At 37.0% G+C, this 26,992-nt stretch carries 14 protein-coding genes; 4 read left to right on the top strand and 10 right to left on the bottom strand.

All coding sequences use genetic code 11. The features are described 5' to 3' along the window. Positions 1-21 precede the first annotated feature (21 nt). The 3 genes from ACH3O9_RS02100 to ACH3O9_RS02090 all read left to right on the top strand — a co-directional run bounded on the left by ACH3O9_RS02100 (position 22) and on the right by ACH3O9_RS02090 (position 12,066). Positions 22-10,311 carry a cadherin domain-containing protein gene (locus tag ACH3O9_RS02100; protein WP_416443896.1) on the top strand — a complete coding sequence of 3,430 codons (10,290 nt, stop codon included), beginning with the start codon at positions 22-24 and terminating at the stop codon, positions 10,309-10,311. A 107-nt stretch (positions 10,312-10,418) separates the two neighbouring features. Continuing rightward, positions 10,419-10,826 (top strand): hypothetical protein, encoded by a 408-nt coding sequence (locus ACH3O9_RS02095; protein WP_416443894.1) that lies wholly within the window; start codon positions 10,419-10,421, stop codon positions 10,824-10,826. Further along, on the top strand, positions 10,816-12,066 hold the full coding sequence (locus ACH3O9_RS02090) for a hypothetical protein (protein ID WP_416443892.1): 1,251 nt from the start codon (positions 10,816-10,818) through the stop codon (positions 12,064-12,066). The genes ACH3O9_RS02095 and ACH3O9_RS02090 overlap by 11 nt, the downstream gene beginning before the upstream one ends. A gap of 1 nt (position 12,067) precedes the next feature. Here ACH3O9_RS02090 and ACH3O9_RS02085 read toward each other — a convergent pair whose 3' ends face one another. Genes ACH3O9_RS02085 through ACH3O9_RS02075 form a run of 3 tightly spaced genes read right to left on the bottom strand, consistent with a single transcriptional unit; the run spans position 12,068 to position 18,022 of the window. After that, the gene (locus ACH3O9_RS02085; RefSeq protein WP_416443890.1) at positions 12,068-14,896 is read right to left on the bottom strand and encodes a M16 family metallopeptidase; all 2,829 of its coding nucleotides are present in this window, start codon (positions 14,894-14,896) and stop codon (positions 12,068-12,070) included. A 37-nt stretch (positions 14,897-14,933) separates the two neighbouring features. After that, the gene (locus tag ACH3O9_RS02080) at positions 14,934-15,509 is read right to left on the bottom strand and encodes a mechanosensitive ion channel domain-containing protein (RefSeq protein ID WP_416443888.1); all 576 of its coding nucleotides are present in this window, start codon (positions 15,507-15,509) and stop codon (positions 14,934-14,936) included. Positions 15,510-15,523: 14 nt separating this feature from the next. Further along, positions 15,524-18,022 carry a M14 family metallopeptidase gene (locus ACH3O9_RS02075; protein ID WP_416443885.1) on the bottom strand — a complete coding sequence of 833 codons (2,499 nt, stop codon included), beginning with the start codon at positions 18,020-18,022 and terminating at the stop codon, positions 15,524-15,526. A gap of 124 nt (positions 18,023-18,146) precedes the next feature. Between ACH3O9_RS02075 and bshC the strand changes: the two genes are divergently transcribed. Continuing rightward, positions 18,147-19,754: a bacillithiol biosynthesis cysteine-adding enzyme BshC gene (gene bshC / locus ACH3O9_RS02070; RefSeq protein WP_416443883.1), complete on the top strand. Its 1,608-nt coding sequence runs from the start codon at positions 18,147-18,149 to the stop codon at positions 19,752-19,754. Here the strand turns inward: bshC and ACH3O9_RS02065 are convergent. The 7 genes from ACH3O9_RS02065 to ACH3O9_RS02035 form a co-directional block, all read right to left on the bottom strand. After that, on the bottom strand, positions 19,744-20,457 hold the full coding sequence (locus tag ACH3O9_RS02065; protein WP_416443881.1) for a YqjF family protein: 714 nt from the start codon (positions 20,455-20,457) through the stop codon (positions 19,744-19,746). The genes bshC and ACH3O9_RS02065 overlap by 11 nt on opposite strands. Beyond that, positions 20,454-20,906: a beta-carotene hydroxylase gene (locus ACH3O9_RS02060; RefSeq protein WP_416443879.1), complete on the bottom strand. Its 453-nt coding sequence runs from the start codon at positions 20,904-20,906 to the stop codon at positions 20,454-20,456. Before ACH3O9_RS02060 ends, ACH3O9_RS02065 begins: the two co-directional genes overlap by 4 nt. Position 20,907: 1 nt before the next feature. Continuing rightward, on the bottom strand, positions 20,908-21,747 hold the full coding sequence (locus tag ACH3O9_RS02055; protein WP_416443877.1) for a phytoene/squalene synthase family protein: 840 nt from the start codon (positions 21,745-21,747) through the stop codon (positions 20,908-20,910). 2 nt (positions 21,748-21,749) lie between these two features. Beyond that, positions 21,750-23,210, bottom strand: coding sequence for a phytoene desaturase family protein (locus ACH3O9_RS02050; protein WP_416443875.1), 1,461 nt, complete (start codon positions 23,208-23,210; stop codon positions 21,750-21,752). Positions 23,211-23,223: 13 nt separating this feature from the next. After that, positions 23,224-24,123: a MerR family transcriptional regulator gene (locus ACH3O9_RS02045; protein ID WP_416443873.1), complete on the bottom strand. Its 900-nt coding sequence runs from the start codon at positions 24,121-24,123 to the stop codon at positions 23,224-23,226. Positions 24,124-24,328: 205 nt separating this feature from the next. Continuing rightward, the gene (locus tag ACH3O9_RS02040; RefSeq protein WP_416443871.1) at positions 24,329-25,906 is read right to left on the bottom strand and encodes an MDR family MFS transporter; all 1,578 of its coding nucleotides are present in this window, start codon (positions 25,904-25,906) and stop codon (positions 24,329-24,331) included. 1 nt (position 25,907) lies between these two features. Next, on the bottom strand, positions 25,908-26,990 hold the full coding sequence (locus tag ACH3O9_RS02035; RefSeq protein ID WP_416443869.1) for an HlyD family secretion protein: 1,083 nt from the start codon (positions 26,988-26,990) through the stop codon (positions 25,908-25,910). Positions 26,991-26,992 lie beyond the last annotated feature (2 nt).

Here is a 26,992-nt window from a genome sequence, read left to right as displayed (position 1 = left end):
TATTGCTTTTGTGAAATGAAAATGAAATTACTCACTATTATTTTTAAGTCGAAATCAGTTCTATTTGCATTGTTCTGTCTCTTATTGACAGGTCAGGTTGCATGGTCATTCTCTTCAGATCCTAAGATTAAAACTCAACCTAAAAATTCTAATGTACATACATATATAGGTCATGATGAGTTTAAAGACGAGTCAAAATCGACAAGAAGTAATGTATCTGTAGCGGTTTCTATAGTTGATTTTAAATTTGAATCGCTTAACAGCTCTCCTGTTGTTATTGATGATGTAAATCATACAGTGGAAGTTGAAGTACCTTATGGTACTAAAATATCATCTGTAAAACCTGAAATTACAGTGTCTCCAAGCGCAACTATTATGCCTGCGTCTGGTGTGTCCAGAAATTTTGCAGATGTTGTCACTTATATAGTAAACAACGGTGGTTCAAGTCAGGCATGGCAAGTTACAGTTAAAACTCTCGAAGAAAATACCTTTGAAGTACATATTAATTTTCAGGACCCATCTTCTTCAGTTCCTACTGGTTATTTAGGCGATAAAGGTGCTGCTTATGGTAATAGAGGTAACAGCTATAATTATGGTTGGATTGATGAAAATACAAAATCTCCCATTGACCTGTCTTTAAATACTAGAAATAGGAATAATTCAACTTTAAGCCTTGTTAAAAATACTCTTCTCCACATGCAGTTTGGTGATGTAGGAGGCAATGGAGGTGTTAATACAGAAGGTGTCTGGGAAATATCTGTTCCAAATGGTTATTACAAAAGTACTATTGGAGTCGGGGATTCTGATGTGGATGGTTCTTCTGCTATTCCTAGGCATAACATAAATGTGGAAAATATTAATGCGGTTGACTCTTTTATTCCAACTGGTGGAGGTGGGTCTTCTTCTAGATTTACTTCAGGTTCTGCTCAAGTTCTGGTAACCGATGATAAATTGACTTTAGATGCAAAAGGTGGATTTAATACTAAAATCAATTCAATTGACATAGTATCTCTTGATTTACCATCTATAAAGAATCAAACGTTCACTGTTTGGTCAGGAGCAGCTGTTGGATCTCAAGTAGGTCAGATAAAGGTAGATGCTGAATCAAGTTTAAATTATGCTATTGTAGCAGGTAATTCTGATTCAAAATTTAAGATTAATCCTCTATCCGGCGAGATCGCAATAGCGGATAATTTGGGCTCTATCGTGTCTCAGTATACTCTTATAGTAGAGGCCGGTGATGGGGCGAATGCAGTGTATGGGGATGTAATTATTAATGTCAACACTAATTCCCCTAGCATCGCTAATGATATTTTAACTTTTGTTCTCGCAGAGCAGACAGAATCGGCTACTATCGATACAGCCGATCATACTATTAACATTCAAGTGGATTATGGCACAGATCTTTCAAATTTAAACCCTTCTATATCAGTTTCTGAAGGAGCTGTGATCACTCCTGTGAACGTGTCTAATTTTACTAATCAAGTAAAATATACTGTAACAGCTGAAGATAAATCAACCATTCAGGACTGGTTGGTAAACGTTTCAATTTTGCAACCAGATAGTTTTGAAGCGCATATTAATTTTCAGGATAAATCGACTTTATCGCCCCCTGGCTATTTGGCCGATTATGGAAAACAATTTGGTTTTTCATCATTAACATCTGGTTCTTATAGCTATAAGTATGGTTGGAAAAATAAAATTACAGAACAACCATTTGATGCTTCAAGTGATGCTGCTGGAAATGGTAATGGAGTGGGAAGAAATAGAATTTCATCATCTTACTCTTCATCTACGATTCAACAAAAATTAGATGGAACTTTAGTTCATTTCCAAGGTGATAATGCTCTAAATGCCGATGCTAGTAGTCAATTATGGAGTTCGCAACCTAGGGGGAATGAATTATATTGGGAAATTGAGATTCCAAATGGTACATATGAGGTAAGAGTTGGACTTGGAGATATAAGTTATGTAGATAGTAGACATAGTGCAACTGTTGAAGGATATACAATTATTCCAGCGTATGCCCCTTCTTTAGGAGAAACACGGCAAGGAACAATGATTGTTGAGGTCACTGATGGCTTACTTACAATAAATGGTTTAGGGGGGTTCAATTCAAAAATAAATTTTATAGACATTACTCCCAGTGGGGGTACGCCGGTTAATGGTTCTCTATCATTTGATTCCTCTCTGTTGGATATAGAATTATCAAATAATACAACTGATTTGTTTTCAACCACTCTTAGTGGAATAGGTGCTGGATATACTGGATATATAGGATTTGTAATTAGCGATAATATTAATTCGGGAAACCAAAATATAACTAATAAGAATGAGTGGTTAGAATTACCAAGTACTTTAAAACCAGGAATACTGAATTTTACAGGGAATACCACCTCCTTGAATATAGGTGATACGCGCTCTAATAAGGTTATCGCTACAGCGAAAGGCTTTAGTCCTGCAGTTGTAAATATTAATATGACTGTGGTAGAGTATGAAAATTCACCTCCATTGGTAGAAGATCAAAGTTTTAAAGTGTGGGCAGGAGAAGATATAGGGCATTTAATTGGAACTGTTGCAGCCACTGATACTGAATCAGACACCTTATCCTTCTCAATCATATCAGGTAATGAAGAAGGGCTATTTAATTTGGATACTGTTTCTGGTGAACTTACAACAGCTCAGCTTATTAATTCGTCTACTAAGCAATATGTTTTAGAGGTTCAAGTTAGTGATCCTACAAACATCTCATCTGGATACTTAACAATAAATGTAAGCGATGTTGTTCCAAGTTCAGATAAAAGCTTTTTGTCGTTTTCTTTACCTTCTCAATCAGAAGATGCCATAATAGATGATACAAAACATGAAGTGAAAATAGGCGTACCATATGGTACCGCTTTAAATAATCTTAATCCCACCTTTAAAATTTCGCCCCATGCTATTATAAATCCCCCAGTAGGTACAGATTTTAGAGCTCCTGTGAAGTATATTATCACGGCGGAAGATGGAAGTCAACAGGAATGGACAGTGAATGTTTTTGAGAATACTCCTTCTGTTGCAAGTTTTGAGGCACATATTAACTTTCAGGATCAAAGCACGATTCCACCATCTGGGTATTTAAAGGATTATGGTAAACAATATGGTAATGCCAGTGTTAAGATAAATGAAACTTCATTTAGCTATGGGTGGAAAAACATGCAGACCGGTCTTCCGTTCGATGCATCAAGCGATGTATCGGGTAATGGAAATGGGGTTGGTAGAAATAGAATAGTTTCTTCATATGCTACCTCTTCAAAGCAACAACAGTTAGAAGGTACTTTGGTACATTTTCAAGGTGACAATATTTTAAATCCCGATGGTTCTCAACGTATATGGAGTTCACAACCAAGAGGATCAGAACTGTTTTGGGAATTGCAAATTCCTAATGGTACATATGCAGTTACCATAGGTCTAGGTGATGAAAGTATTGATACAGACAGTCGTCACAGTGCAACAGTAGAAGGATACACTATAATTCCAGCATTTGCTCCTAAACCTTATGAAAACAAATCTGGGACTATTGTAGTTAATGTCAGTGATAATTTATTGACTATAAATGGATTGGGTGGATTTAATTCTAAAATTAACTATGTTGATGTTGTAGAAAGTTCTGATACACCAGTCAATGGAAACTTAGAATTTAATGTGACGGAAGCTAATTTATCGCAAGGAGAAGATGCGGCTAGTACCTTTTATTCTAATTTATCCGGATCTGGAGCTACCGATGTGGGTTTAGTATTAAAAGATAATATTAATTCAGGCGATAATTATAACACCACGTCAAATGATTGGTTGACCCTACCAGAAGCAAATTCTGTAGGCAATTATGGCTTTATGGTAAATACACAAAACCTTACTTTAGGTGATAAACGTACTGCTAATATAGTTGCAAGTGCAAAAGGATTCAAACCCGCGTCATTAGAAGTAAATCTGGATGTAACTGCCTATGAAAATCAACCACCTGTTGTAGATGATCAGTCATTTACGGTATGGAAAGAGGCTGTGGTTGGTACAGCAGTAGGGACTGTCCCTGCCAGAGATCTTGAATCTAATTCTTTTAGTTTTGAGATAGTATCTGGTAATGAGGACAGCATGTTTGCTATTGATGAAAACTCTGGTAAAATCACTACTATTAAATTACTCAATACAGAAACTACTGAATATGTCTTAGTAGTAGAGGTAGGAGATGGTGATAATGTAACAACTGCAAATGTGTCAATTCTTGTCACGGCCAATGTGGTTTCTTATGAACCTATTAAAATTAATTTTTCTACTGCGTCTGATGAACCACCTTCAGGATATTTACGTGATTCAGGAAAAGGATTTGATGAAAGGGGAAATGGTTATAAATATGGTTGGCTCACCAAAAATAAAGAGCCTATAGATCTCTCTTTAAATACTAGGAGTAGAGGGCTTATCGGGTTAACAGATCTGCAGAATACGCTTATTCATGTTCAGTATAATAATGTTAACGGAACCAGTGGGGTTGCCAAAGAGGGTGTTTGGGAAATAAGTGTACCTAATGGTGGGTATAAAGTGACGGTAGGAGTTGGTGATGGTTCAATTGATGGTACCGGAACGACTCCGTCACATACCATAAATGCCGAAGGAGTTAATATTATTAACGGATTTGTTCCTAGTGGTGAATTAGCATCAAGTAATAGATTTGCCTCAGCAACTGCTGAGGAAGTATTGGTAACTGATGGGCGCCTTACGATCGAAGCTTTCGGTGGATTTAATACTAAATTGGATTACATCGAAATTGCGGCTACATCAATTGCTTCGCAACCACATTTTGTTAACGTTACACCTAAGGATAATAGTAGAAATGTACTTATAAGAGATTTTCAAATCAATGTTGAGGTAATTATTCCAGATGGGTATGAAATGGATGCAGGAACTCTTGAGGGAATTCAATTATATAAAGTAACACCTGGAAATGAAGTTTTAATTCCTTCTAATTCGAATGATACTGGTGGTGGTGATGCAATTACTTTAACACCTCTTGAACCCCTTGAAGAAAATACTAATTATGTTTTTAGAATAGCTGGTGTAGAGGCTAATAGAATTGGTGACGTTGAAGACCGTTTACCTTTTGCAACTTTTCAATCAGGTTTTACAACAGGAGATAAGGATGAGAACGTTAATTATATAAAAGATATAAGTGGAATTGAATTTACTAAGGTTTCAGGGGGTCCCGATTTGGGTGAAGGAACATCGGGAGAAAGATTTTCAAGTCTTGCTATAGGGCCGGATGGAAGATTATATGCTAGCACTTTAGGTAATTTTAGTGATGAAGATGGTAAAATTTATAGATGGAATATAGAGGATGATGGTACTTTAAGTAACCTCAAAGTTTTAACTCCAGATTTAAGAGGTTCTTCTTTTCCTACAACTCCTGGAATTGATAGAAATAACCATACCCGTCTCATTATAGGCTTTACTTTCGATCCATCATCTACTGCAGATAATCTTATAGCATATGTTACGCATAGTATGGCAGCATTATCAGGAGGTCCGGAATGGGATGGAAAGATCACGAGACTCTCAGGACCTGATCTTTCGCAGGTTCAGGATATTGTGGAGCACCTACCTCGTTCAGTAGGTGATCACTTTACAAATGCCATTGCCTTTGATAAAAATGGAGATATGTACATTAGTCAGGGTAGTAATACTGCTGGTGGTGCTCCTGATGCTATATGGGGTCACCGTCCAGAAAGATTGTTGTCTGCGGCTGTACTAAAAATAGACATGGATAAACTTAATGCTTTGCCAAGTCTGCCTTTGGATGCATATACTACAGATGACATCGATGTGATTAATGCCGGTGTTAATTCAAGTAGTATAAAATTAAGTGATGGAACATATAATCCATATTCACCTAATTCCCCTCTAACAATTTTTTCAACAGGTTATAGAAATACATACGATTTGCTGTGGCATTCTAATGGTTGGTTATACGCGCCAACAAATGGAACAGCTGGTAACAATAGTACTTCCCCAAAATCACCAAGCAGCTTAAATTATAAATTCGCTCATAGAATTGACGGTTTGACAGCAGATCAAATGCCTGAGATTCCTGCTTTGAATGGTGGTGAAACTCAAAAGGACTGGTTATTTAAAACTCAAGGGGGTAGTTATCATGGTCATCCGAACCCTTTAAGAGGAGAATTTGTACTTAATCATGGAGGTAGATCTTATAGTGGTTTACCGGGTCAATTTGAATCGTCATATGTTGATGTAGTTAATTATGGAGACGAAATTGGTCCTGATCCTAATTATTTGGAGCCAGCTTATGATTTTGGAAAGAATAAATCACCTAATGGTGTTATTGAATATAAGAGTGATGCTTTCGGTGGTAAATTGAAAGGTCTTATCATGGTTTGTAGATTTAGTGGTCAGGACGATATAATGGCAATGTATCCAGACTCCAATGGTGATATTGCTGAAACTTATAATAATATACCAGGTTTAGGAGGATTTGATGATCCTTTAGATATAGTTGAGGATTTGAAGACAGGAAATCTATATATTTCAGAATATGATAGAGATATGAACGGAATGCCAAGATTAACGCTGGTCAAAGCAAAAGAGCCTGCCTCGGGGGTAGACAAACTTGCTGTTGTGCCAAATGAGTTAATTTTTGAAACAACCGTAAATGAAGATGGGAATCAGACAGACCAAAAAGTTCTTGAAATAAAAAACGTCGGTCAAGATGAGCTAAATATCTCTAAAATATACATTGACGGAGAATTTGCATCTCAGTTTACTCATAATCCAGCATCAGGTATAATTTCATTAAGGCCTGGAGAAATTTATAATTACTCAGTAACTTTTGCACCTGAGTTAAAAAATACTGCGTTGGGTTACCAAAGTGCCAATCTTGTGATTTTAAGTGATGATGAGGTGAATCCAATGCTCAATATAGGATTATATGGGCTTAAAAAAGAAGGCTATGGTGGAGGTGCAGAACCGATTATTCAAGATATTGTAAATGTGCTGGGGATAGGTATAACTACAGGTTGGACAGATCAATTAATCATGCCATATACTCCTAACCTAAGAGGTGACGAGGTAAAAGGTGAAAAATGGATTAAAGCTGGTCCGGGAGAAGTAAAAATAACACCTGTAGCAAGATACTCAAATAAACATGCTTTACCATTTGGTTGGTATACAGATGATTCTGGATCATTAGAGCGAACTACTCTTGCATCACTTGCTTCAGATAATGCTAATTCACAAACTCTTTATCCTGAAATAAGCTCTGGAATTACAAATTTTGATCCAGCTGGAAATGTATTTGGATTTTATATTCAAACTTATGCTGGTATAACCTATACAGAAGATATCTTAAATGAGGTTGAAAACAATCATTTAACAAGAGTTTACCCTGTAAAGGATAGGAAAGGAAATTTAATAAAAGATAGTTATCTACTTGCTTATGATGATGCAAATGGTGATTATAATGATTTTCTTTTTATCGTAGAAAATGCAAGACCATATGAGGAAGGGACTTTGGTTCTTAGCTTCGATAAGCCGGGAGTGGGCTATGTCAAGTCTGCGAAGCAGGATTTATTAAGAAAAGAAAGTTTAGTACTTTCATCAACATCTCAAATAACAGGCTCAGAGATAACTTTATCAGCAACAGAGGATTGGATAATTCTTCCGAATACTTTTAAATTAGATACACCTATAGAGATTGATGTTAACGTTGAAAATTTAGCCGTAGGTACTTATAGAGGTCAGGTAATAGCAACTGCCCCCAATTATGAGAGTGCTTCTGCCGTAGTTGTAGTAGATGTGACAGAAGAAGATGTGTTTACATATCTATTTAACTTTCAAACATCAAGCGATTTACTGTCATCGCCTCCAGGTTATACTGATGATGTAGGTGAGGCTTATAGCTTGCAAAGCAGTGTGGTGGGAGATTTAAATTTTGGATGGGTTAAGCCAGGAACATTAACACCGGCAGAGAACCTAAGTGCCAGAAATAGAAATAACGTTAAGTTTGGCCCCTTATTAAATACATTCACACATCTTGGTCATCCAAATCAAAGTGCTAATCCAACCTTGAACTGGCTTGCTGAAATTCCTAATGGTTTTTATGAAGTTAAAATTAGTGTTGGAGATCCTAATTTTATGGATAGTAATCATGTTTTGGATGTAAATGGAATAAATATTATTAATTTCAATCAGGCTGATAATAATCCGGAAGGACTTACCCATTATAGTAATACAGAATTGATAGAAGTTTCTAATGGTATACTGCGTCTTTCTTTAGGAAGGGGAGGACTCAATACAAAAATGAATTATATTGAAATAATTCCATTCAACCGGGGCTTACTAACTCCTTTAATCACTGCATCTTTTGATGGTCTTAATTATGATGAAGACACATACAGAGGTAATGTTAATGTCTCTCTTAGTGCCGAGGTTCGAAGCGGTAGTGATGATATCAAAATAGAATATGTTCTAGATGATCAGGCACTAATAATATATAATGGCACATTCAAAGTTTCAGCTGCTGGAGAGCACATACTTAAGGTGATAGCCACTGATGGTTTTGGAAATATTTCAAATGAGAAATTCAGCTTTGTAATTGAGCCGGTAACTAATGCAATATTAAAAATTGAGAATATGACAAAAATCCCATATCTCAAACGATCATTTCCAGCAGATGACTATTACACATTCCATAGATTAGGAAACCCAGGGCAAGCTTTGGATAATGATAAAAATGTTATGCGTTTGCATAACAATGGCAGTGGTAATTTGGTTATTTCAGATTTGATTATTTCAAATATGAATGCATTTACCTATAGTATACTTCCTGCAAATGACGAAGCCGTGACATTTCCATTAACAATTGCGCCTGGTAATTATAGAGATATAGAAATTTCATTTATAGGTAAGACTACTGATTTTACTAATAAAATGTTTAAAGAAAGCATTCAAATAGTATCCAATGCAGATAATGGTTCAGAGGGAATTGCAACTTTGCATGGAGGCTATTCACCAATACCGGAAAATAACATTGAGATCAATGCACAGGAGGTATTAAATGCATTTGGTTTTAAAACAAATATGCTTAGTCTAGTGAATGATCAGGGTACAATTGATCCGCCTAATTCTTTAAAATATAGACCAAGTTCAAATTATCCTAAAGCTGCGAACGTAGATGCAGGTTATGAAGGAGATTTGATATTATCTCCTACTTTTGTGCAAGCTGATCCTAATAAACCTATCTGGGCAATACAAATGTCAGCATTGCATGGGAGAGGCTCAAATGAGGTAAAATTTGTTGAGCCAAATAGTACAAATAGATCAACAGGAAGTATAGCTATGGTTCATAGTGAGTACTACTATCAATCCTTATTGCCCAGAAATACCGGCAATGAACTGCTTAATTATGGCTATTCTAAATCTGTTCCGAATCCTTTCAGGATTGCTGTTAACAACTACTTAACCAGTGGTGGTAATAATTTAGTCGGCGCTAGACAGGATCTGTTAGGAGTCAGGGTTTATAAAGTAATTGATCAAAATGGAAATCTTATACCAAATGAATATATTGTAGCCCAGGATAACATTGGGAATGGTTGTGGATCTGGAGCCGCTAATTGTGACTGGCAGGATAATACAATTTACTTCATTAATATAAGACCAGAAGGCAAACCATCTGCATTAAAAATAGACTCTTATCTCGTTGCAACAAATTCTTATTTTGCCTATAATATAAGAGGATTCTTCAATAATGGGTATCCCGGTAATGAATTAAGTTTTACTGCGACACTTAGTGATGGTTCGCCCTTACCAGAGTGGTTGAGTTTAGATAATGCCACAGGCGTCTTCAGTGGAATATCGCCTTCATCAGTAGGTCTTAATTATAATATAAAAGTTACGGCAACTGATCTCAATGGTTTATTGGCATCACCAGATAGCTTTACTTTCTCTGTAGTAGAAGAATCAGCTCTTAGCAAAGAGAAATTAGCTTCATACAATCCTATGATGTTAAAAGATACAGACATAGTTATGTATCCTAACCCGGCGGCAGATAATGTAAGTATTACCATTGCAAACGGTGCAATTTCCTTAAAACAGATTGCGATACAGGATCTAAGAGGAAGCACAATTCAGGCTTTCGATCCCGCTAAGGTGAAAGAGGGGCAGCAATATATTTTGCCGGTAGAGAAATTCCAATCAGGAATATATATAATATCTCTTACTCAGGATAATGGGTCAACTCAGCAACTAAAACTTGTTATTGAACATTAATTGAAAATTTCTAAAGGATAGAAAAAGGAGGCATTTGCCTCCTTTTCTTTTTGTCATATTTCTATAAAATACTTTTGTTATATTAGTTATCATTTAGTCAACTTAATATGCAGGTAATTGAAGGAAGAATTAATAGAAAAAAAGCTGGACTTTGGATCATCTTGGGTACGCTCTTTATAGCTATCAATTTTTATAGGTTAATCTTTGAAACCTCAAATAAGATTATATTAGTCTTCCAACTTATTGTTGGTTTTTGCTGGGTGGGCTATGGAATATATCAACTGAAAAATAATGTGATAAAAATTAAGTGGGATCATCATAAGCTTACCATAAAATATTTAGATAGAAAACCCATTGAATATAATGCTAAGGAAATAACATCATTTGTTGTAACTAGAAATAACCTTATAGTTAATTCAGGTAAAGCTAATGGCGAAATGATCGAGATCAAGTTTTTCAATTCAAAACAAAAGCAAGAACTTCAACTGCTTCAGAAAGAAATCAATGAAATATAAAAATTTAGTATCACTTCCATTTATACTTATACTATTATTAGCGTTTACTTGTTGTAAGAACGATAATAAAATCGGTTCAAAAAGCACCAAAAACGAAGATTCAGGGCTAAAAATCACCACTTCTCCTGCTACCGGGATAACTTCAGAACCTTCTTTGTTTTCTAGTGATAATTCTGTTTTTCTTAGTTGGGTAGAAAAGACAAATGACAGTCTGTATACCCTGTTGTATTCACAAAGTCGAGATTCCGTTTGGAGCAATCCAGACACCATTGCAAGCGGCACAGACTGGTTCAATAATTGGGCAGATTACCCGATTTTTTCCGCAAATAAGGAGGTTTTTATAGCTCATTTTTTACAGAAATCAGCGAGCGGTAAATACACTTACGATATAAAGTATAAAGTAAAAGCAGCAGACGGTACCTGGGGGCATTCAATTCTGTTAAATGAGGATCATGTGCAGGCAGAGCATGGCTTTGTTTCGCTAATGCCATATGGCGAAAATTTCATCGCTTCCTGGCTCGATGGCAGAAATACTGTAAATGAGAACAAAGCACTCAATCAAATGACCGTTCGAGCAGCTATTATTAACCCGGAAGGGAATAAATTAGAAGAATATCTTATTGATGATCGTGTTTGTGATTGTTGCCAGACGTCAATTGCGGTTCCAGATGATGGTCCTGTAATAGTTTACCGTGATCGTTCTGAAGATGAAAAAGAAGTGAGAGACATTAGTATCGTGCGTTTACAAGATACAATTTGGTCTACGCCAAAGGTTATTTCAAAAGATAACTGGCAACTTAACGGCTGTCCTGTTAATGGTCCTCGAGCGAGTGCTTATAAGAATACAGTTGCCGTAGCATGGTTTAGTGCTGCTAATGACAAACCTAAAGTGCAAATAGTATTTTCAGGGAATGGTGGGGAATCATTTGATCCTGCAATCAGGCTTGATAGTGGTAAACCAATAGGTCGTATAGATGTTGAAATGTTAGATGAGAATACAGCAGTGGTTTCGTGGTTAGAAACCGTAGCAAGTAAAGATGTGATCGTGGCTATGAAAGTTAATAAAGAAGGTGTAAGATCTCAACCTATACAAATAGCAACGTCAAGTGCAGAACGCTCAAGCGGCTTTCCACAAATGGCATTGCTAAATGATCATTTATACTTCGCATGGACAACAAATCTTGAGAATAAGTCATCTGTAATCACGGCTATTTTCCCTGTATCTGATTTTACCGAATAAGCTATTCCACTGGTTTCAAATTTTCATCAACCAGTTTTACTTCACCTATTCCCGTTTCCTTTAATTTCTGAAGCTGGGTTTCTGCATCACCAGCGACAACGTAAATCATATGTTCAGGATTTACATAATTAGTAGCAAGCGCTTTCATAGCGTCTAAATTCATATTTTTAAGACCAGCTTGTCTACTTAGCATATAATCATCTTTAAAATTATAGGCACTTAGATTTTCCAGAAAATTAAGTTTAGCATTAGCAGTTTCAAAAGAACGAGCGCTACTTTTTATTTCATAATTTTTAGAAAGTTCCAAGTCATTTTCGGTAAAATTGTTGCTGTAGTTGGTGATTATAGAATCGATCAACTTGAGACTTTCAGATGTTACATTGCTTCTTACCCCGCTGCTTATGACAAAAGGACCAGTAGTTTTACTCCCCTCAAAATGAGATCTTACTCCATAAGTATAGCCCTTGGTCTCCCGTAATTCCTGTGTAAGTTGGCTGGCAAAACCACCGCCACCTAGACGATAATTCATCACATCAGCATTATAAAAGTCAGGATCACTGGCGGCAAGTGCAGGGTAGCCTATGCGCAACTGCGACTGCTTTGCACCGGGAACATCAATAAAATATACGATTGGTTTCTCGGGTGCCTGCGGCACTTCAATTATGGGGATTGCAACATCTTTTGCTTCCCATTTTTGCTCTAAGTCGCTTAACGAACTCATAACAGTTTCTTTATCAACTGCTCCTACAACATGTAAATTGGCCAGAGAAGGCGATAAATTTGACTTGTAGAATGATTTTAGATCTCCCAGGGTGATTTTTTCAATCGATTCAGAAGTTCCTAATGTATTTTGAGAAAGGATATTATCTGTTCCGTAGATCGCTTTCGCGAAAGCATTGTCTGCAACACTACGTGGGTTAGATAATTGCTGCTCTATTTGAGTAGAGGCATCTTTTTTAGCCAGTTTAAATTCTTCCTCATCCCAACGCGGCTCCAGAATCATTTCTTCTACCAGAGCCATTGTCTTATCATAATTCTTGGCAAGCGAAGTACCCGAAATGGTAATATTTTCCGGTTGGGCATTTATAGAAATATAAGAACCTAAAAGCTCAATCTCCTGTTCTAATTCTACAGGCGTTTTAGTAGCGGTACCTTTAGTCATCATTTCCGCAAGAAGATTTACCACTCCCGGTAAATCCTGATTTTCTAAAAGCTGACCTCCATCAATAGTAAGTGAGAAATTTACAAGCGGGACTTCATCATTCTCAATACCCAGAATCCCTAAACCATTCTCTAAATCACCACGCCATACTTCAGGCACTTTTATTTCCGGACTTTCGCCATAAGGCGGTTCTATAGTTCTGTCAAAACTTGACGGAGTGCGCTCATAGGTAGCTGTAATACTGGGGTCAAAAGTTTCTTCTGCACCTTCTACAATTTTTTCTTCTTCAACTTCAGCTGGTGTAGAGTTAGCTAATGCTAATTCTGGTTCACCTTTAGGAACAAAACTGGTCGCGATAAAATTCTTGTTTTTTATATACTTCTCATAAACCCGCATTACATCTTCTGTTGTGACAGCAAGCATTTTGTCTACATCTTTATTGATATATCCCGGGTCGCCCGCAAATATGTTATATTGAGCCAGCTGAAAACCCTTACCTAACACACTGTTTAAGCTGTTGTAAAATCTCGTTTCCTGTAACGCCTGAATGCGCTTAAGATCTTTTTTTGAGATTCCGTTAGCTTCGAAATTAGTTAAAGCTGTTTGTATACCTTTTGCAATGCTATCCAGATCTACACCGTCATTACCGCGTACCTGTATTGTGATTTCTCCTGCCAACTCAGAATCCTGTGAGTACATGTAGGGATTTGTAGTTAATTCCTTTTGCTCTACCAGAACCTTGTACAGCGGTGCTTCTTTTCCATCAGATAGATAAGTCGCAAGAATAGATAGGGGATAAGTGTCAGGATGATATGCATAAGGTCCCGGCCACGTCATCGTAAGTTGAGGTAATCGTGCGAAATTGTCCTCATAGTAAAATTCTTTAGTCTCAGTAAGTGTAGGGATTTCCTTTTCTAATTCAGGAATGTCTTCACCTCTTGGAATTTCATCAAAATATTTTTTCACCCATTCTTTGGCCCGCTCTTTATCAAAATCACCGGCAATTGTTAATGTTACATTATTGGGCACATACCATCTTCTGTAAAATTCTTTCACATCAGCAAGCGTAGCGTTTTGTAGATCGTCTAAAGAACCAATTACTTCCCAGTTATAGGGATGATCACTTGGGTAGAGGTTACGATGTATAATTTCTCGTTGATGTCCGTACGGATTATTATCTACACTTTGGCGTTTTTCGTTCTTTACAACCTGTTTTTCTTTAGCTAAAACCGGTTCAGTCACCGTATTGATAAAGTAACCCAGTTTATCTGCTTCTGCCCAGATCATTTTCTCCAGTGCGTCTTTTGGCACTGTTTGAAAATAATTAGTGCGATCTCGATTAGTAGATCCATTTGCTCCTGAACCACCCACCCGTGAGGTAAGTTTATCAAGACCACCTTTTCCTAAATTTTCAGATTCAAGAAATAACAAGTGCTCAAAGAGATGGGCAAAACCTGTTCTTCCTTCTTTTTCTCTCGCAGATCCTACGTGAGCGGTTAAAGCCACCGCTACTACAGGATCTGATTTGTCTTCATGGAAGATTACAGTTAGACCATTGTCTAAAGTAAATTCGTCATAATCAACTTTAAACGATGTGTCTTTTTTTTCTTCGGTATTGCACGATATTATAGCAAAACTGAAAAGGAATAGGATAGCAATTTTCTTCATTCTAGATCGAATAGATATAAGTGTAAATCAATTATTTTTAAACCAAAGGTGGTAAGTCTTCATCTTCCCGGTTTTCTTCGGCCTGATGTTCAATTTCGGCTACGTGTTCAAGAAATTCTTCAGGCGCAATAATGCGCATCGTTTTCTGAACAACTACTGTGTTAGAAAGTGTATAAACCTGATTGTTGGCATTTCGCAAGTGCAGAAAAAACAAGGTGATATTTTCAATACGACCTTCCATAGGAAAATCCTTATCAATAATCTCAACGTAATCTCCAATTTTCAAAGGGTGGTTAAAAAACAAAATCAGCCCGGAAGTTATATTGCTCAACAAAGACCACTGCGCAAAAAAAGCGACACCTAATATTGTAAGCATAGAGGTGATATAGGTAAAAACATCTCTGCCGCTTAATCCCCAGATGGCAGCAACGCAAAATGCTATCATTATAAAAAACAGCACGTTAGTTAATTTAATAGTGAGCTGCTTACGTGTGATATCAAAATTTGCTTTTAAGTATCGCTTCACCACAATCCGTATGATTATATAACGGATCAACAAAAGAATTACAAGGGCAACAATGCTCTCTAATATTCTTATTTCAAGTATATTCACTAAGGCGTTTTATTTTAAAGTCTGAATTTATTGTTGTTTACAAAGAATACTGAATTTACAACAAAGAGTTTTCCATTTTGCCAAAATGATCTAAAAAGTGGATCGTCGACCATATAAATAATGCTTCCGCTCCCTAATCTGGCTTCGCCAAAAACCAATGAATTTTTTAGTCCGGCTTTTGCATCTGCACCCGCAAAACCTGATACATTTTCCGGAGTTTCACCTATGTAAGCTACATTGTAACCATTATCAATTAGTGAAAAAGAATCGTCACCTAGTTTTAAGCTGTAATATGTATCCTCATAACCAAAAGCCATAGGATTTGTTGAATCTACTTTAGTTTTAAAGATGCTTCCGGTAATAAAATCCTTCACGCTTTCTTCCTCACGAGAAGCGTAAGGAATTAATTTCTCTTCAACGTTTGTACTGTCTTTGTCTTTTTTAGCTGAAGCGTCTTCATTTTTACTAAGACCAAAACCATCTTTTCCTGCAAAAGCGCTTACCGCGTTACCTATGGCGATCAATTTACCGCCACTCTGCACCCACGACTTAATTTTATCTGAAAGCTTGTTATTTAAATAACCATTGTAATAACCGCTAGGCATGATGATAACATCATAATCATCTAGGTTTATACGATCAAAATAATCTGTGTTGATAGAAGTTACAGGGTATTTTAATTGTTGCTCAAAAAAGAACCAGGTAGCGCCATAACTCAACGATGAAACCTGATCACCCTTTAATAAAGCGACACGTTGCTTGTTTATTAGTTTAATATCTGGTGAGCCAAAATCGGGTCCTGAAGTGGCAAAACTACTCGCTGCGGTGGCTAGTTTTCGGTTGTGTTTGTTTGCTATTTGTATAACTGTATTATCAAAACCTTCTAATTTTCTGTTATCACTTTTTGTGATAATCAGCGAACCGCGGCCATAATCTACGCCAGCATTTTTAAAGGGTTTTTCTGTAAAGCGAACTTTAATATCATTATTAAGAAGGTCTGCGAGAAACTCCGCATCTTTCATGCTGTCCCATTTAGTAATGTATCCCGCAGAATTTGAATCAGCCACATTATTATAAACCGGAGTTTGGTTTGTTGCATTTGCTGTTACCAAAGACGTTGTAGCTACTGTCTCCAGACCATAAGCTTCCGGTAAACTCCATGCAGTAATATCATAAGTGATAGGTGTGTTCAGTTTTGCATTTGGTTCAAAAAGAACTTTTACCATTTTACCTTTAGGCTGGTCTGTACTTACGACCATAGCATGTTCATATTCCATACTTCCTGAGTCATTTTTCGCGTAGCTAAATCCTGAGGCTTTACCATTATCGGCATAACCATACTTGATCTCATGTTTATCAAGAAGCTCAGCTAGCGCGGCCAGTTTATCGGGATTTCCTTTCAAAACATAACTTTTATATTTCAAATCAGAATTTTGAAAATACTTCTTATACTCAGTATTTAATCTGTCTATATTTTTGCTCGCTACTTCTACGGTAGAAAGTCCGGTAGTTTTATGATGCGCAACGCGATCTACAAGTGTTAACTCAAAACCTTCATCTGTATTAATTCCTAAGCCTGCACGACCGTGACCGGCTTGTTCAAACGTCATCCCAATTGCGCCCATGTACATGGGGTAGGTGTCACCATAACTAGGGTATAAAAGGTCAAAACGCTCTTTGGTAAAGAATAACCATCCTTTTTCATCAAAATATTTTGCATTGTTTTTACCAATGGCATTTTGAAATTCACTCTGCCAATCGGTTATTATTTCATGAAAAGGTTCTGCTGCAGGCGCAAAATAATAAGGCTCATTAATGCCTTGCTCATGAAAATCTACGTGAACATGCGGCATCCATTTATTGTAAACCTTAAGTCTTTGCTGCGTTTCTATTTGCGTGGCCCAGGCCCAATCGCGGTTCAGGTCAAATAAATAGTGGTTTGGTCTTCCGCCCGGCCATGGCTCATGGTGTTCTGCGGCATCCTGAGATTTATCATGAGGAGTTGCTTTTACCTGGTTGTACCAGTTTGCATATCTGTCGCGACCATCAGGATTTACACAAGGATCTATAATTACAACTGTATTTTTTAACCAGTCTTTTTTAGTAGTTATCAATTCGTATAAAGTCGCCATTGAGGCTTCTGTACTGCTGGCCTCATTACCATGTACATTGTAGCTTAACCATACGATGGCTTTGTCTGGAGTTGAATCACCGGAAACGATTCCTACGTTTTTTAGTTGATTTGTACGAATTGTTTCCAGATTTGCCAGATTTTCAGGTGTAGTAACAACCGCGTAGGTGAGTGGCCTGCGCTCATTGGTTTTGCCGTATTCCTGATAAGTCACCCAATCAGAATTTTGAGCTACGTATTCAAAATAGCGCACAACATCTGCGTGTCTCGAGAATTGAGTTCCTATTTCATAGCCTAAAAATTCAGCGGGAGATTTTAAAGATTGCGCGGTTAGTACGAAAGTAAAAAGAAGAGTAAGTGTTAGGGTAATTTTTTTGATCATGAGTCTGTGGGTTTGGAAGCCTTAAAGCTACTAAAAATAGACTTATGTGGTATGCCTGAATTAACGTAACTTTAGCAGCCCAAAACACATTGTACTTTTATATTTACAGGTCAAAATAAAATTCATGCCCACCCAGCATATCCCGTATTCTGAAACGGGTTATTTCTCAAAAATTATATGTGACTATCTGGATCAAAAAGAGCAGATACGATCATTTTATCACAGGTTCCCAGATCTGGAAGGATTTTCGGCTCAAATCGATGAAAAATCGGCTTTTAAGACCGAAAATCGGGAAATTCTGGTCAAAGCTTTAAGAAAGCAATACGAGAAATTAGAGATTTCAGATCATACGAGCGAGAATATTTCACTACTGGCTGAAAGCAATACGTTTACAATCACAACAGGCCACCAACTTAACCTGTTCACGGGGCCGTTATATTTTCTCTATAAAATAATAAGTGCGATTAAGCTTTCGCGAAAGCTAAAGCAGGAACATCCAGATCATAATTTTGTTCCCGTTTACTGGATGGCGACAGAAGATCACGATTTTGATGAAATAAATTATTTCCGTTTGCACGGAAAAAAAGTAAAGTGGAACAGACCCGATATTCAGGATAACAATAAGGGTGCGGTAGGTAATTTATCTACCCAAGGTCTTGACGCTGTACACAAGCAATTTTGCGCAGAAATTGGCTCAACTAAGATTGCTAAAGAATTGTGTGATCTTTTTGAAAACGCATATTTAAAGCACGATAATTTGGCTGAAGCTACTTTGTATCTCGCAAACCAGTTGTTTACCGCCTATGGTTTAGTAATTATTGATGCGAATTGCCGGGAGTTGAAAAATCTCTTTATTCCTTACATGGAAGAAGAACTAAAGCAGCAAACCTCATTCAATGCGGTGAACCCAAAAACCGAAGCGCTTGAAGTTGCCGGCTACAATGTGCAGGTGAATCCACGGGAGATCAATTTGTTCTATTTAGGCGAAGATTACAGAGAGCGTATCATTGAGCGCGATGGTAATTACTTTGTACACAATAAAGAGATACAGTTCACGCAGGAAGAGATTCTTGATGAACTCCATAAAAATCCTGAAAAATTCAGTCCTAATGTAATCATGCGGCCGTTGTATCAGGAAGTTATCTTGCCTAATCTTTGTTACATAGGAGGAGGTGGCGAATTGGCATATTGGTTTGAATTACGAGATTATTTTGAAGCTGTGGGTGTGCCTTTTCCTATTTTGCTTTTGCGAAATTCTGCGTTGATCATAACCGAAAAACAGCAGGAGAAAATACATAAACTCGACTTGAGTCTGAAAGATATTTTCTTAAATCAAAATGATCTTGTAAATAGAAAAATCAGGAAGATCTCTAATATAGATATTGATTTTTCGCCACAAAAGGAACATCTCGTAAAACAATTTGAAGCGATGTATAAAATCGCTGAAGAAACAGATCCTACTTTTTTGGGCGCAGTTAAATCGCAGGAAGTAAAACAACTAAAAGGTCTTGACGCTTTAGAAAAAAGATTACTTAAAGCTCAAAAGCGAAAGCTGGGTGATCATGTAAAACGCCTGACAGATTTACAAAATGAATTATTCCCTGAGCAGAATTTGCAGGAACGTGTGGGTAATTTTTCAGAGTTTTATCTGGAATATGGTTCAGATCTGATCGATAAGATCATAGATGATCTTGATCCTGTAAAGCCAGATTTTACGGTAATTACTTTGTAATTAAAATTTTACCTTCTATTGAGATAGGTGAACCTTCCAAACACATTACAGAATCGGGTTTTTTGTGGGTAAAATCGCTGAAAGCAGCACCGTAAATTGCGCCAAAATCAATATCAATCTTATAGTTTTTTACTTCGTAAGCTTCCCATTTAGGGTGGCGTACTTCATATTCTATAGATTGTGATTTGCTTTTCTGGCTGTAGCCCCAATAATGTTCTGTGATAAATTCGGTAGCGCTTCCTGAATCAAAAGGTCTGAGTTCTTTAGCCGTAGTAACGCTGAAAATTTGCCACTTTTTACCGATTTTTAGCTCATAAGAGAAGGTATTTTCAGTTTCGCCTAGAGCGTGTTTATAATCCATAGCGCAAAGACTATATTTTTCGTTGTAAAAAGTATTGGCAATTAAGGCAATTGCCGGTTTGTTTACAATTTCAGAAATGAAAATGGTACCTCTTTTCCAGACATCATTATCGCGATATTTCACGTAAAATCGCAGGTTTACTTCTTCAAATCTGGTATGAAAAGGGATGGATATTCCTTTCAATTTTACGTTGTCAAACAGAAAACCTACAAAACTCACATAGCATTTACCTTCAAAAAAGTCTAGTTCGCAATGTGCCGGAAGATAAGGTTGCAGTACTTTAGGATCTACCGCGTAATTGGCAAAGCATAATTTTCGCCATTCGGCAGTTAAAAAACTCATTTGGTTTTAAAGAACTTTAGTGGTGGTACCAGCATACCAAAACACTCACCATCTTCTTTACCTATGTGTTTGTGATGTATTTTATGTGCGCGACGCAGACCTTTTGCATACCAGTTATTAGCATTGCGAAACATCTTAAAACGCTGGTGAATGAATATATCGTGAACAAAGAAATATGTAAGACCATAAGCGAAAATTCCTAAACCTATAGGAAGACCAATCCACACATTTTCATACTGCCATAATAAAAAACAGCCTATGCTAATAAGTGCATAAAAGATGAAGAAAAAATCATTGCGCTCCCACCAGCTACCGTGATCTTTTTTATGATGATCGCTGTGTAACGACCATAAAAAGCCATGCATTACATACTTGTGCGTGAACCACGCCATAAACTCCATGATACAAAATGTGGTGACAAAAACTAAAATCCAGATTAAGATTTGCATTTTAAATAAGGTTTAATCTATATTTTACATAACTGCGCGCAAGAAGTGAGGCCTTCACGTAATTAGGCACTCGTATGCGCGTATTTTTAATTTCTAAAGACGGTGTCCTTTTTAATTTACTTAGCAATTTACGATAATATCGATAAGCGGTATAAACACCAAACTTAGCTTCTACCGGCAGTCTACAAATACCTTCCAGACCTTTAGCAAAATCGGCCTCAATATCTGCGATAATTTGCTGTTTGCTTAGTTCGTCAAGTTTATCAAGATTTGTATTGGGAAAATAAGTACGGCTCAATTCTTCATAATCTGCCTTAAGATCCCTTAAAAAATTCACCTTTTGAAAAGCCGAACCCAAACTCATTGCGCATTCTTTTAGTTCGTCATACTTTTTGCGATCACCTTTCACAAAAACGGTAAGACACATAAGACCCACAACATCTGCAGAGCCGTAGATGTACTCTTTGTACTCATCTTTAGTGAGGTATTTGCTCTTAGTAAGATCAAGACGCATACTCTTCATAAATGAATCAACAAGATGTTGCTCAATACCATATTTATGATATGTGTGCTGAAATGAATTAAGGATAGGGTTTAAACTTATTTTATCAATCAGGGCATATTCAAGATCTTTTTCAAAACGGTCGAAAAGAATTTCCTTTTCATAACCATGAAAACTATCTACGATCTCATCTGCAAAACGTACAAAACCATAAATGTTATGAATATCCTGTCTTATGCCGGGAGCCAGCATTTGAGTGGCGGTAGAAAACGAAGTGCTGTAGAACTTGGTAACAGTTCTTGAGCATTTCATAGAAACAAGATCAAAAATTTCTTTCATCCTTAATGATGTTTAGCGATCAATCCTGCGGCTAGCTTCCCTGAAATTAAAGCAGGTGGTACGCCGGGGCCGGGTACGGTAAGTTGACCTGTAAAATACAAGTTCTTTACTTTCTTACTTTTTAATTTAGGTCTTAAGAACGCTGTTTGCAAGAGTGTGTTAGCCATTCCGTAGGCATTACCTTTGTATGAATTGTAGTCTTCAACAAAGTCATTGACACAAAATGATTCTTTAAATATAATATTTTTTTTAGCTGTTTGTCCTGTTAGCTTTTCAAAGCGATCCAATATTAGATCAAAATATTGCTCGCGCATTTCGCTAGTATCATGAAGTCCCGCTGCGATAGGAACAAGAAAAATACCTGCTTCCTGTCCTTCTGGAGCTACACTTTCATCAGTTTTTGAAGGGAAACTGGCATAGAAAAGCGGTTCTTGCGGCCACTCTGGTTCATCGTAAATCTCGCGGGCGTGTTTTTCAAAATCAACATCAAAAAACAAAGTGTGGTGATTTACATTTTTTAGTTTCTTATCAAAACCTACATAGAAGAGCAGGGCAGAAGGAGCAAAAGTTTTGGCTTCCCAAAATTTTTCTGAGTATTGTCTAAGGTTTTGTGGAAGAAGCTTTTCGGTGTGATGATAATCTGCACCACTTAAAATTATATCTCCTTCTACAACCTTGCCATCTATCTCGATTCCTTCAGCATGGTTATCTTTAGTACGTATGCGGGTAACCTCTTTATCGGTATGTATTGTGACACCAAGGTCTTTAGCTAAAGTTTCCATAGCATTTATCACCGCGTACATTCCTGTTTTTGGGTGAAAAGTACCTATACCAAAATCAGCATAATTCATAAAGCTGTAAAAGGCAGGAGTATCGCTGGGTTTAGCTCCTAGAAAAAGCACAGGAAATTCCAGAATTTGAACTAATCTGGGATTCTTGAATGATTTACGCACTTCTTTACTAATGGTGCTAAAAAAGGAACCAATTTTTTTAATGGTAACCGGTGTGACTAACTCAAGCGGAGAAACGCCTGGTCTGTAGACCAAATCTTTTATTGCAACGTCATAATTGTTTTTAGCCTCATCTATAAATTTTTGAAGCTTTACAGAACTTCCCGGTTCTTCCTTTTCAAAAGCTGCTTTTATCTTTTCAAGAGTATCTTCTATTGAGATGTATTCATTCGTATCAAAGTAAACACTGTATGCAGGATTGAGTTTTTCGAGGGTGTAAAAATCGGTTGGTTTCTTATGAAAATCGGCAAAAAATCGCTCAAAAACGTCTGGCATCCAGTACCAGGTGGGACCCATATCAAAAGTAAAACCGTCTCGTTTTAATTGTCGCGCACGACCACCTATGGTTTTATTCTTTTCATAAATATGAACCTCGTTGCCCATTTGAGCCAGATAGCAAGCTGCTGCCAATGATGAAAAACCTGAACCCAACACCAAAATCTTTTTATTCATTTAATTCTTTTCCTTAAAGCACTTTTGCAAAATCTTTTATAGTGTGAAAGATCTCGACATTATCGGGCAATTCACTTTGATCAACCTGCTGCGCCCGTTTGCCCAGGATGTAAAATGGAATCTTGCTACTCGATAATTCCCTGTTAAAATCACTTACGTAATCCTTTACGGTCTGGTCTTCAGGTTTTACCGTAAAATAGGATACAAAATGCAGGTTTGTCTGGTTTGTGAGCAGATATTTTAAGCTGTCCAGCTGTATGCTTTGGCCTAAATAAATGCACTTATATCCAGATGTTATTATCTCATAATTAAGATACATGAGCCCGAGTTCATGTAATTCATTTTCGGGCAGAAAAAGTACAAAGGTTTTGCTTTTGGTTGGAGAATGATCCAGTTGATACTGCTCTATTTTTAGCAGTATTTTCTGTTTGATAAGGTTGGTAATAAAATGCTCATGAGCAGGATTTATAGTATCTGTTTGCCAGAGTAAACCCAACTCATTGAGTAAAGGTACAAAAGCTTGCACAAATATTTCGCGAAAGCTTAAAACTGTAGAAAGCGATTCATAGGTTCTTGCAAATAATTGCTGATCAAAATTCATCATCGCAATTTTTAAAGAGTTGATCGCGTGATTATCTGAGAGATTATTTTTAGAAACAAGATCTGCAACGATCTCTGCAATTTCTTTAGAAGAATGTTTTGCCACCTTAGAAATCTTATACTTATTCTCAAGAAGAAAAGTAACATTCAATAATTTCTGAAGGTCTTTTAAAGTATACGTACGTATGTTAGTTGGCGTGCGTTCTGGGTTTAGCAAGTTATAGCGTTTCTCCCAGATGCGAATGGTATGTGCTTTTACGCCACCCAAACTTTCCAGATCTTTAATGCTGAATTGGGTTTTAACGGCGTTCATGTAATAGATTAATTGGTCTCATTAAGTATTCAAATTTACTATTTTGTTTAATAAGATGAAAAAATAATTAAACAAAAAAGATGGTTTACTTGAAAAGATACTAAATATTATAAATACAAAAACAGGCTAAAAACGAAATGGTCTTTAGCCTGTTGATTATTAAGATGATAATATTTCGCTTTAAGCGAAATAAATTTAAGCTGATTTAATGCACCGCTGAAGTATCAACTTTACCTGCACCTTTACGTATTAGCAGTACAAAGGGCACACATAGTAAAAACATGATACCCAGATACAGAAAGATCTCCATATAAGAAAGTACTGTTGTCTGTTTTGTAATAGTACCCTCAAGAATTTGATAAGCTCGTGCTAACGCCTCGTTTGCACTAAAGCCTTTACTTATGAACATCTGCTGTAGCCCTTGAATTCGCTGTTGAACATTAGCATTTACTGCGCTTAAATTAGGTATAAGATCAACACGATGCTGCTGATTTAACCGTGAAATCATTGTTGTTATAATAGCAATACCAAAAGAACCTCCTAATTGTCTCATCATACCGGTAAATGCGGCTCCCTCACCAATATCTTTCCCTTTTAATGAAGAAAGGGCAAGGGTGGTAATAGGTACAAATAACAATCCTAATCCTAAACCACGTACCACAAGAGGCCAGAACATATGTTCACCTCCCGTATCAGGCGTCATTATATTATGCATCCATAGGCAAAAGATGAAGAATAGTGAGAAACCTGTTGCCACCATATATTTTTGCGACACTCCACGTTCTAGCATTTTCCCAATAATAGGCATCATAAATGCTATTGTAATTGAGCTTGGTATTAATAGCAAACCAGCATCTGTAGCCGTCCATCCTAAAATTGCCTGGGTATAAATAGGTATTATAAAAGTTGTACCATAAATACCAAAACCCATAATGAATGTCATAAGCGTCCCTACTTTTAGATTGCTATCTCTCAGCACTCTCAGGTTAACAATGGGATGCTCGTACACCAGTTCACGCCAGATAAATAAGATCAATCCAAAAAATGAAGCGATACTTAACACGACAATTGTAATATCCTGAAACCAATCATCCTGCTGGCCATGTTCAAGGACAAATTGAAGTGAGCCAATGAAAACAGTAAGCAAAATTATCCCCCACCAGTCTACCTGACTTGCTTTTAATTTATCACCGTATTTAGGACTCTTAACAAACATTATCGTGAAAATAGTAGCGATAATTCCTAAAGGTATATTGATATAGAAAATATAGGGCCATGAGAAATTGTCTACTAAATAACCTCCCAACGGTGGTCCCAAAGTAGGACCAACTATAATCCCCATACCATAAATAGCCTGTGCCATACCACGTTTTGCAACCGGATAACTTTCTGTGATAATAGTTTGTGCGGTTACGAGCAAAGCACCTCCACCCATACCTTGTATGAATCTAAATACGACGAGTTCCCATATATTAGTGGCGTTTCCGCATAAAAATGAAGAAACCGTGAATATAATAATAGAAGCTGCAAAGTAATTACGACGCCCAAATTGTTTAGATAACCAACTTGTCATGGGGATGATTATAACGTTAGCAATCGCGTATGCTGTAATTACCCAGGCAATATCATTAAGAGTTGCTCCCAGACTACCACGCATGTCGTTTAGAGCAACGTTAACAATGGTCGTATCTATGATCTCAAGTAAAGCACAGAGTATAGCGGTAACAGTAATAATTACACGTCTAAACCCGTATTCTACTAAGTCGTTTTCTTCGTCCTGCATATTATTTTAGGTGTACATCAACGGTTACATTCATTCCTGAGCGTAACTTTTTCAATTCATCAGTGTTATTTTCTTCTGTGAAATCAATTTTCACTGGTAGTCGCTGAATGGTCTTTACGAAGTTTCCTGTTGCGTTATCTGGAGGCAGTAAAGAAAAACGTGCACCCGTAGCAGGAGAGAAGTTTGAAATCTTTCCTAAGAATTCTTCACCCGGGTACGCATCTACTTCTACACTCACTACCTGACCCACTTTCATTTTCTCAAGCTGGGTTTCTTTAAAATTTGCGATCACCCATTTGTCTGCTGTATTTACAAGATAAAAAAGAGCCTGACCAGGTTGAACATATTGACCGGCTTGTAAGTCTACACTAGAAAGTTGACCATCTATGGGTGCGGTTACTGTCGTGTAATCAATATTTAATTGAGCAGCATCAACTTTAGCCTGAGCGCTTTTTATATTTGCTTCTGCTACAGTTACTTGTTTTTCAGAAATATCTGTTTGTGAAAAAGCAGCTCTGCTTTGACTTGAAGATGCTTTTTGCTGATTTTGAAGAATCTGAACCTGAGCTTCTGCTTCCTGCTTTGCGGCCAGCGCCTGCTCATATTGCTGTGTGGTGATAGAGTGATTGCTATAGAGGTTCTCATACCTTTTAAAATCATCTGTTGCTCTGCGTAATCTAATCTTCGCTGTTTCTATATTGCCGCTTGCAGATTTAACCTGAGCGCTGGAAGCTGCTGCATTGGCCTGGTAAGAACCAATACTTGCCTGTGCCACTCCTAACTGACTTTGAGCTGCTGCAAGTCCTGCTTGTGCCTGCTCAAGATTTACCAGATAATCTCGCTTATCAATTGTAAACAGGGTATCTCCCTTCTTTACAAATTGATTGTCGTTAACATATACTTTCTCAACATAACCACCTACGTGTGGTATGATAGAATTCATATTTGCTTCTATCTGCGCATCATCTGTTTCTTCATGTCCCAAAGAATGTATGATCTTATAAGTACCATAAACCAGACCTATTAATACAATGGCTGAAATTATGATTATGAACTTTTTATTTGTTTTTTTCTTCTGTTCCATTT

It is taken from the genome of Leeuwenhoekiella sp. A16 (assembly GCF_047946675.1).
Lineage (GTDB): Bacteria > Bacteroidota > Bacteroidia > Flavobacteriales > Flavobacteriaceae > Leeuwenhoekiella.
This window is presented reverse-complemented; position numbering and strand designations above follow the sequence as displayed.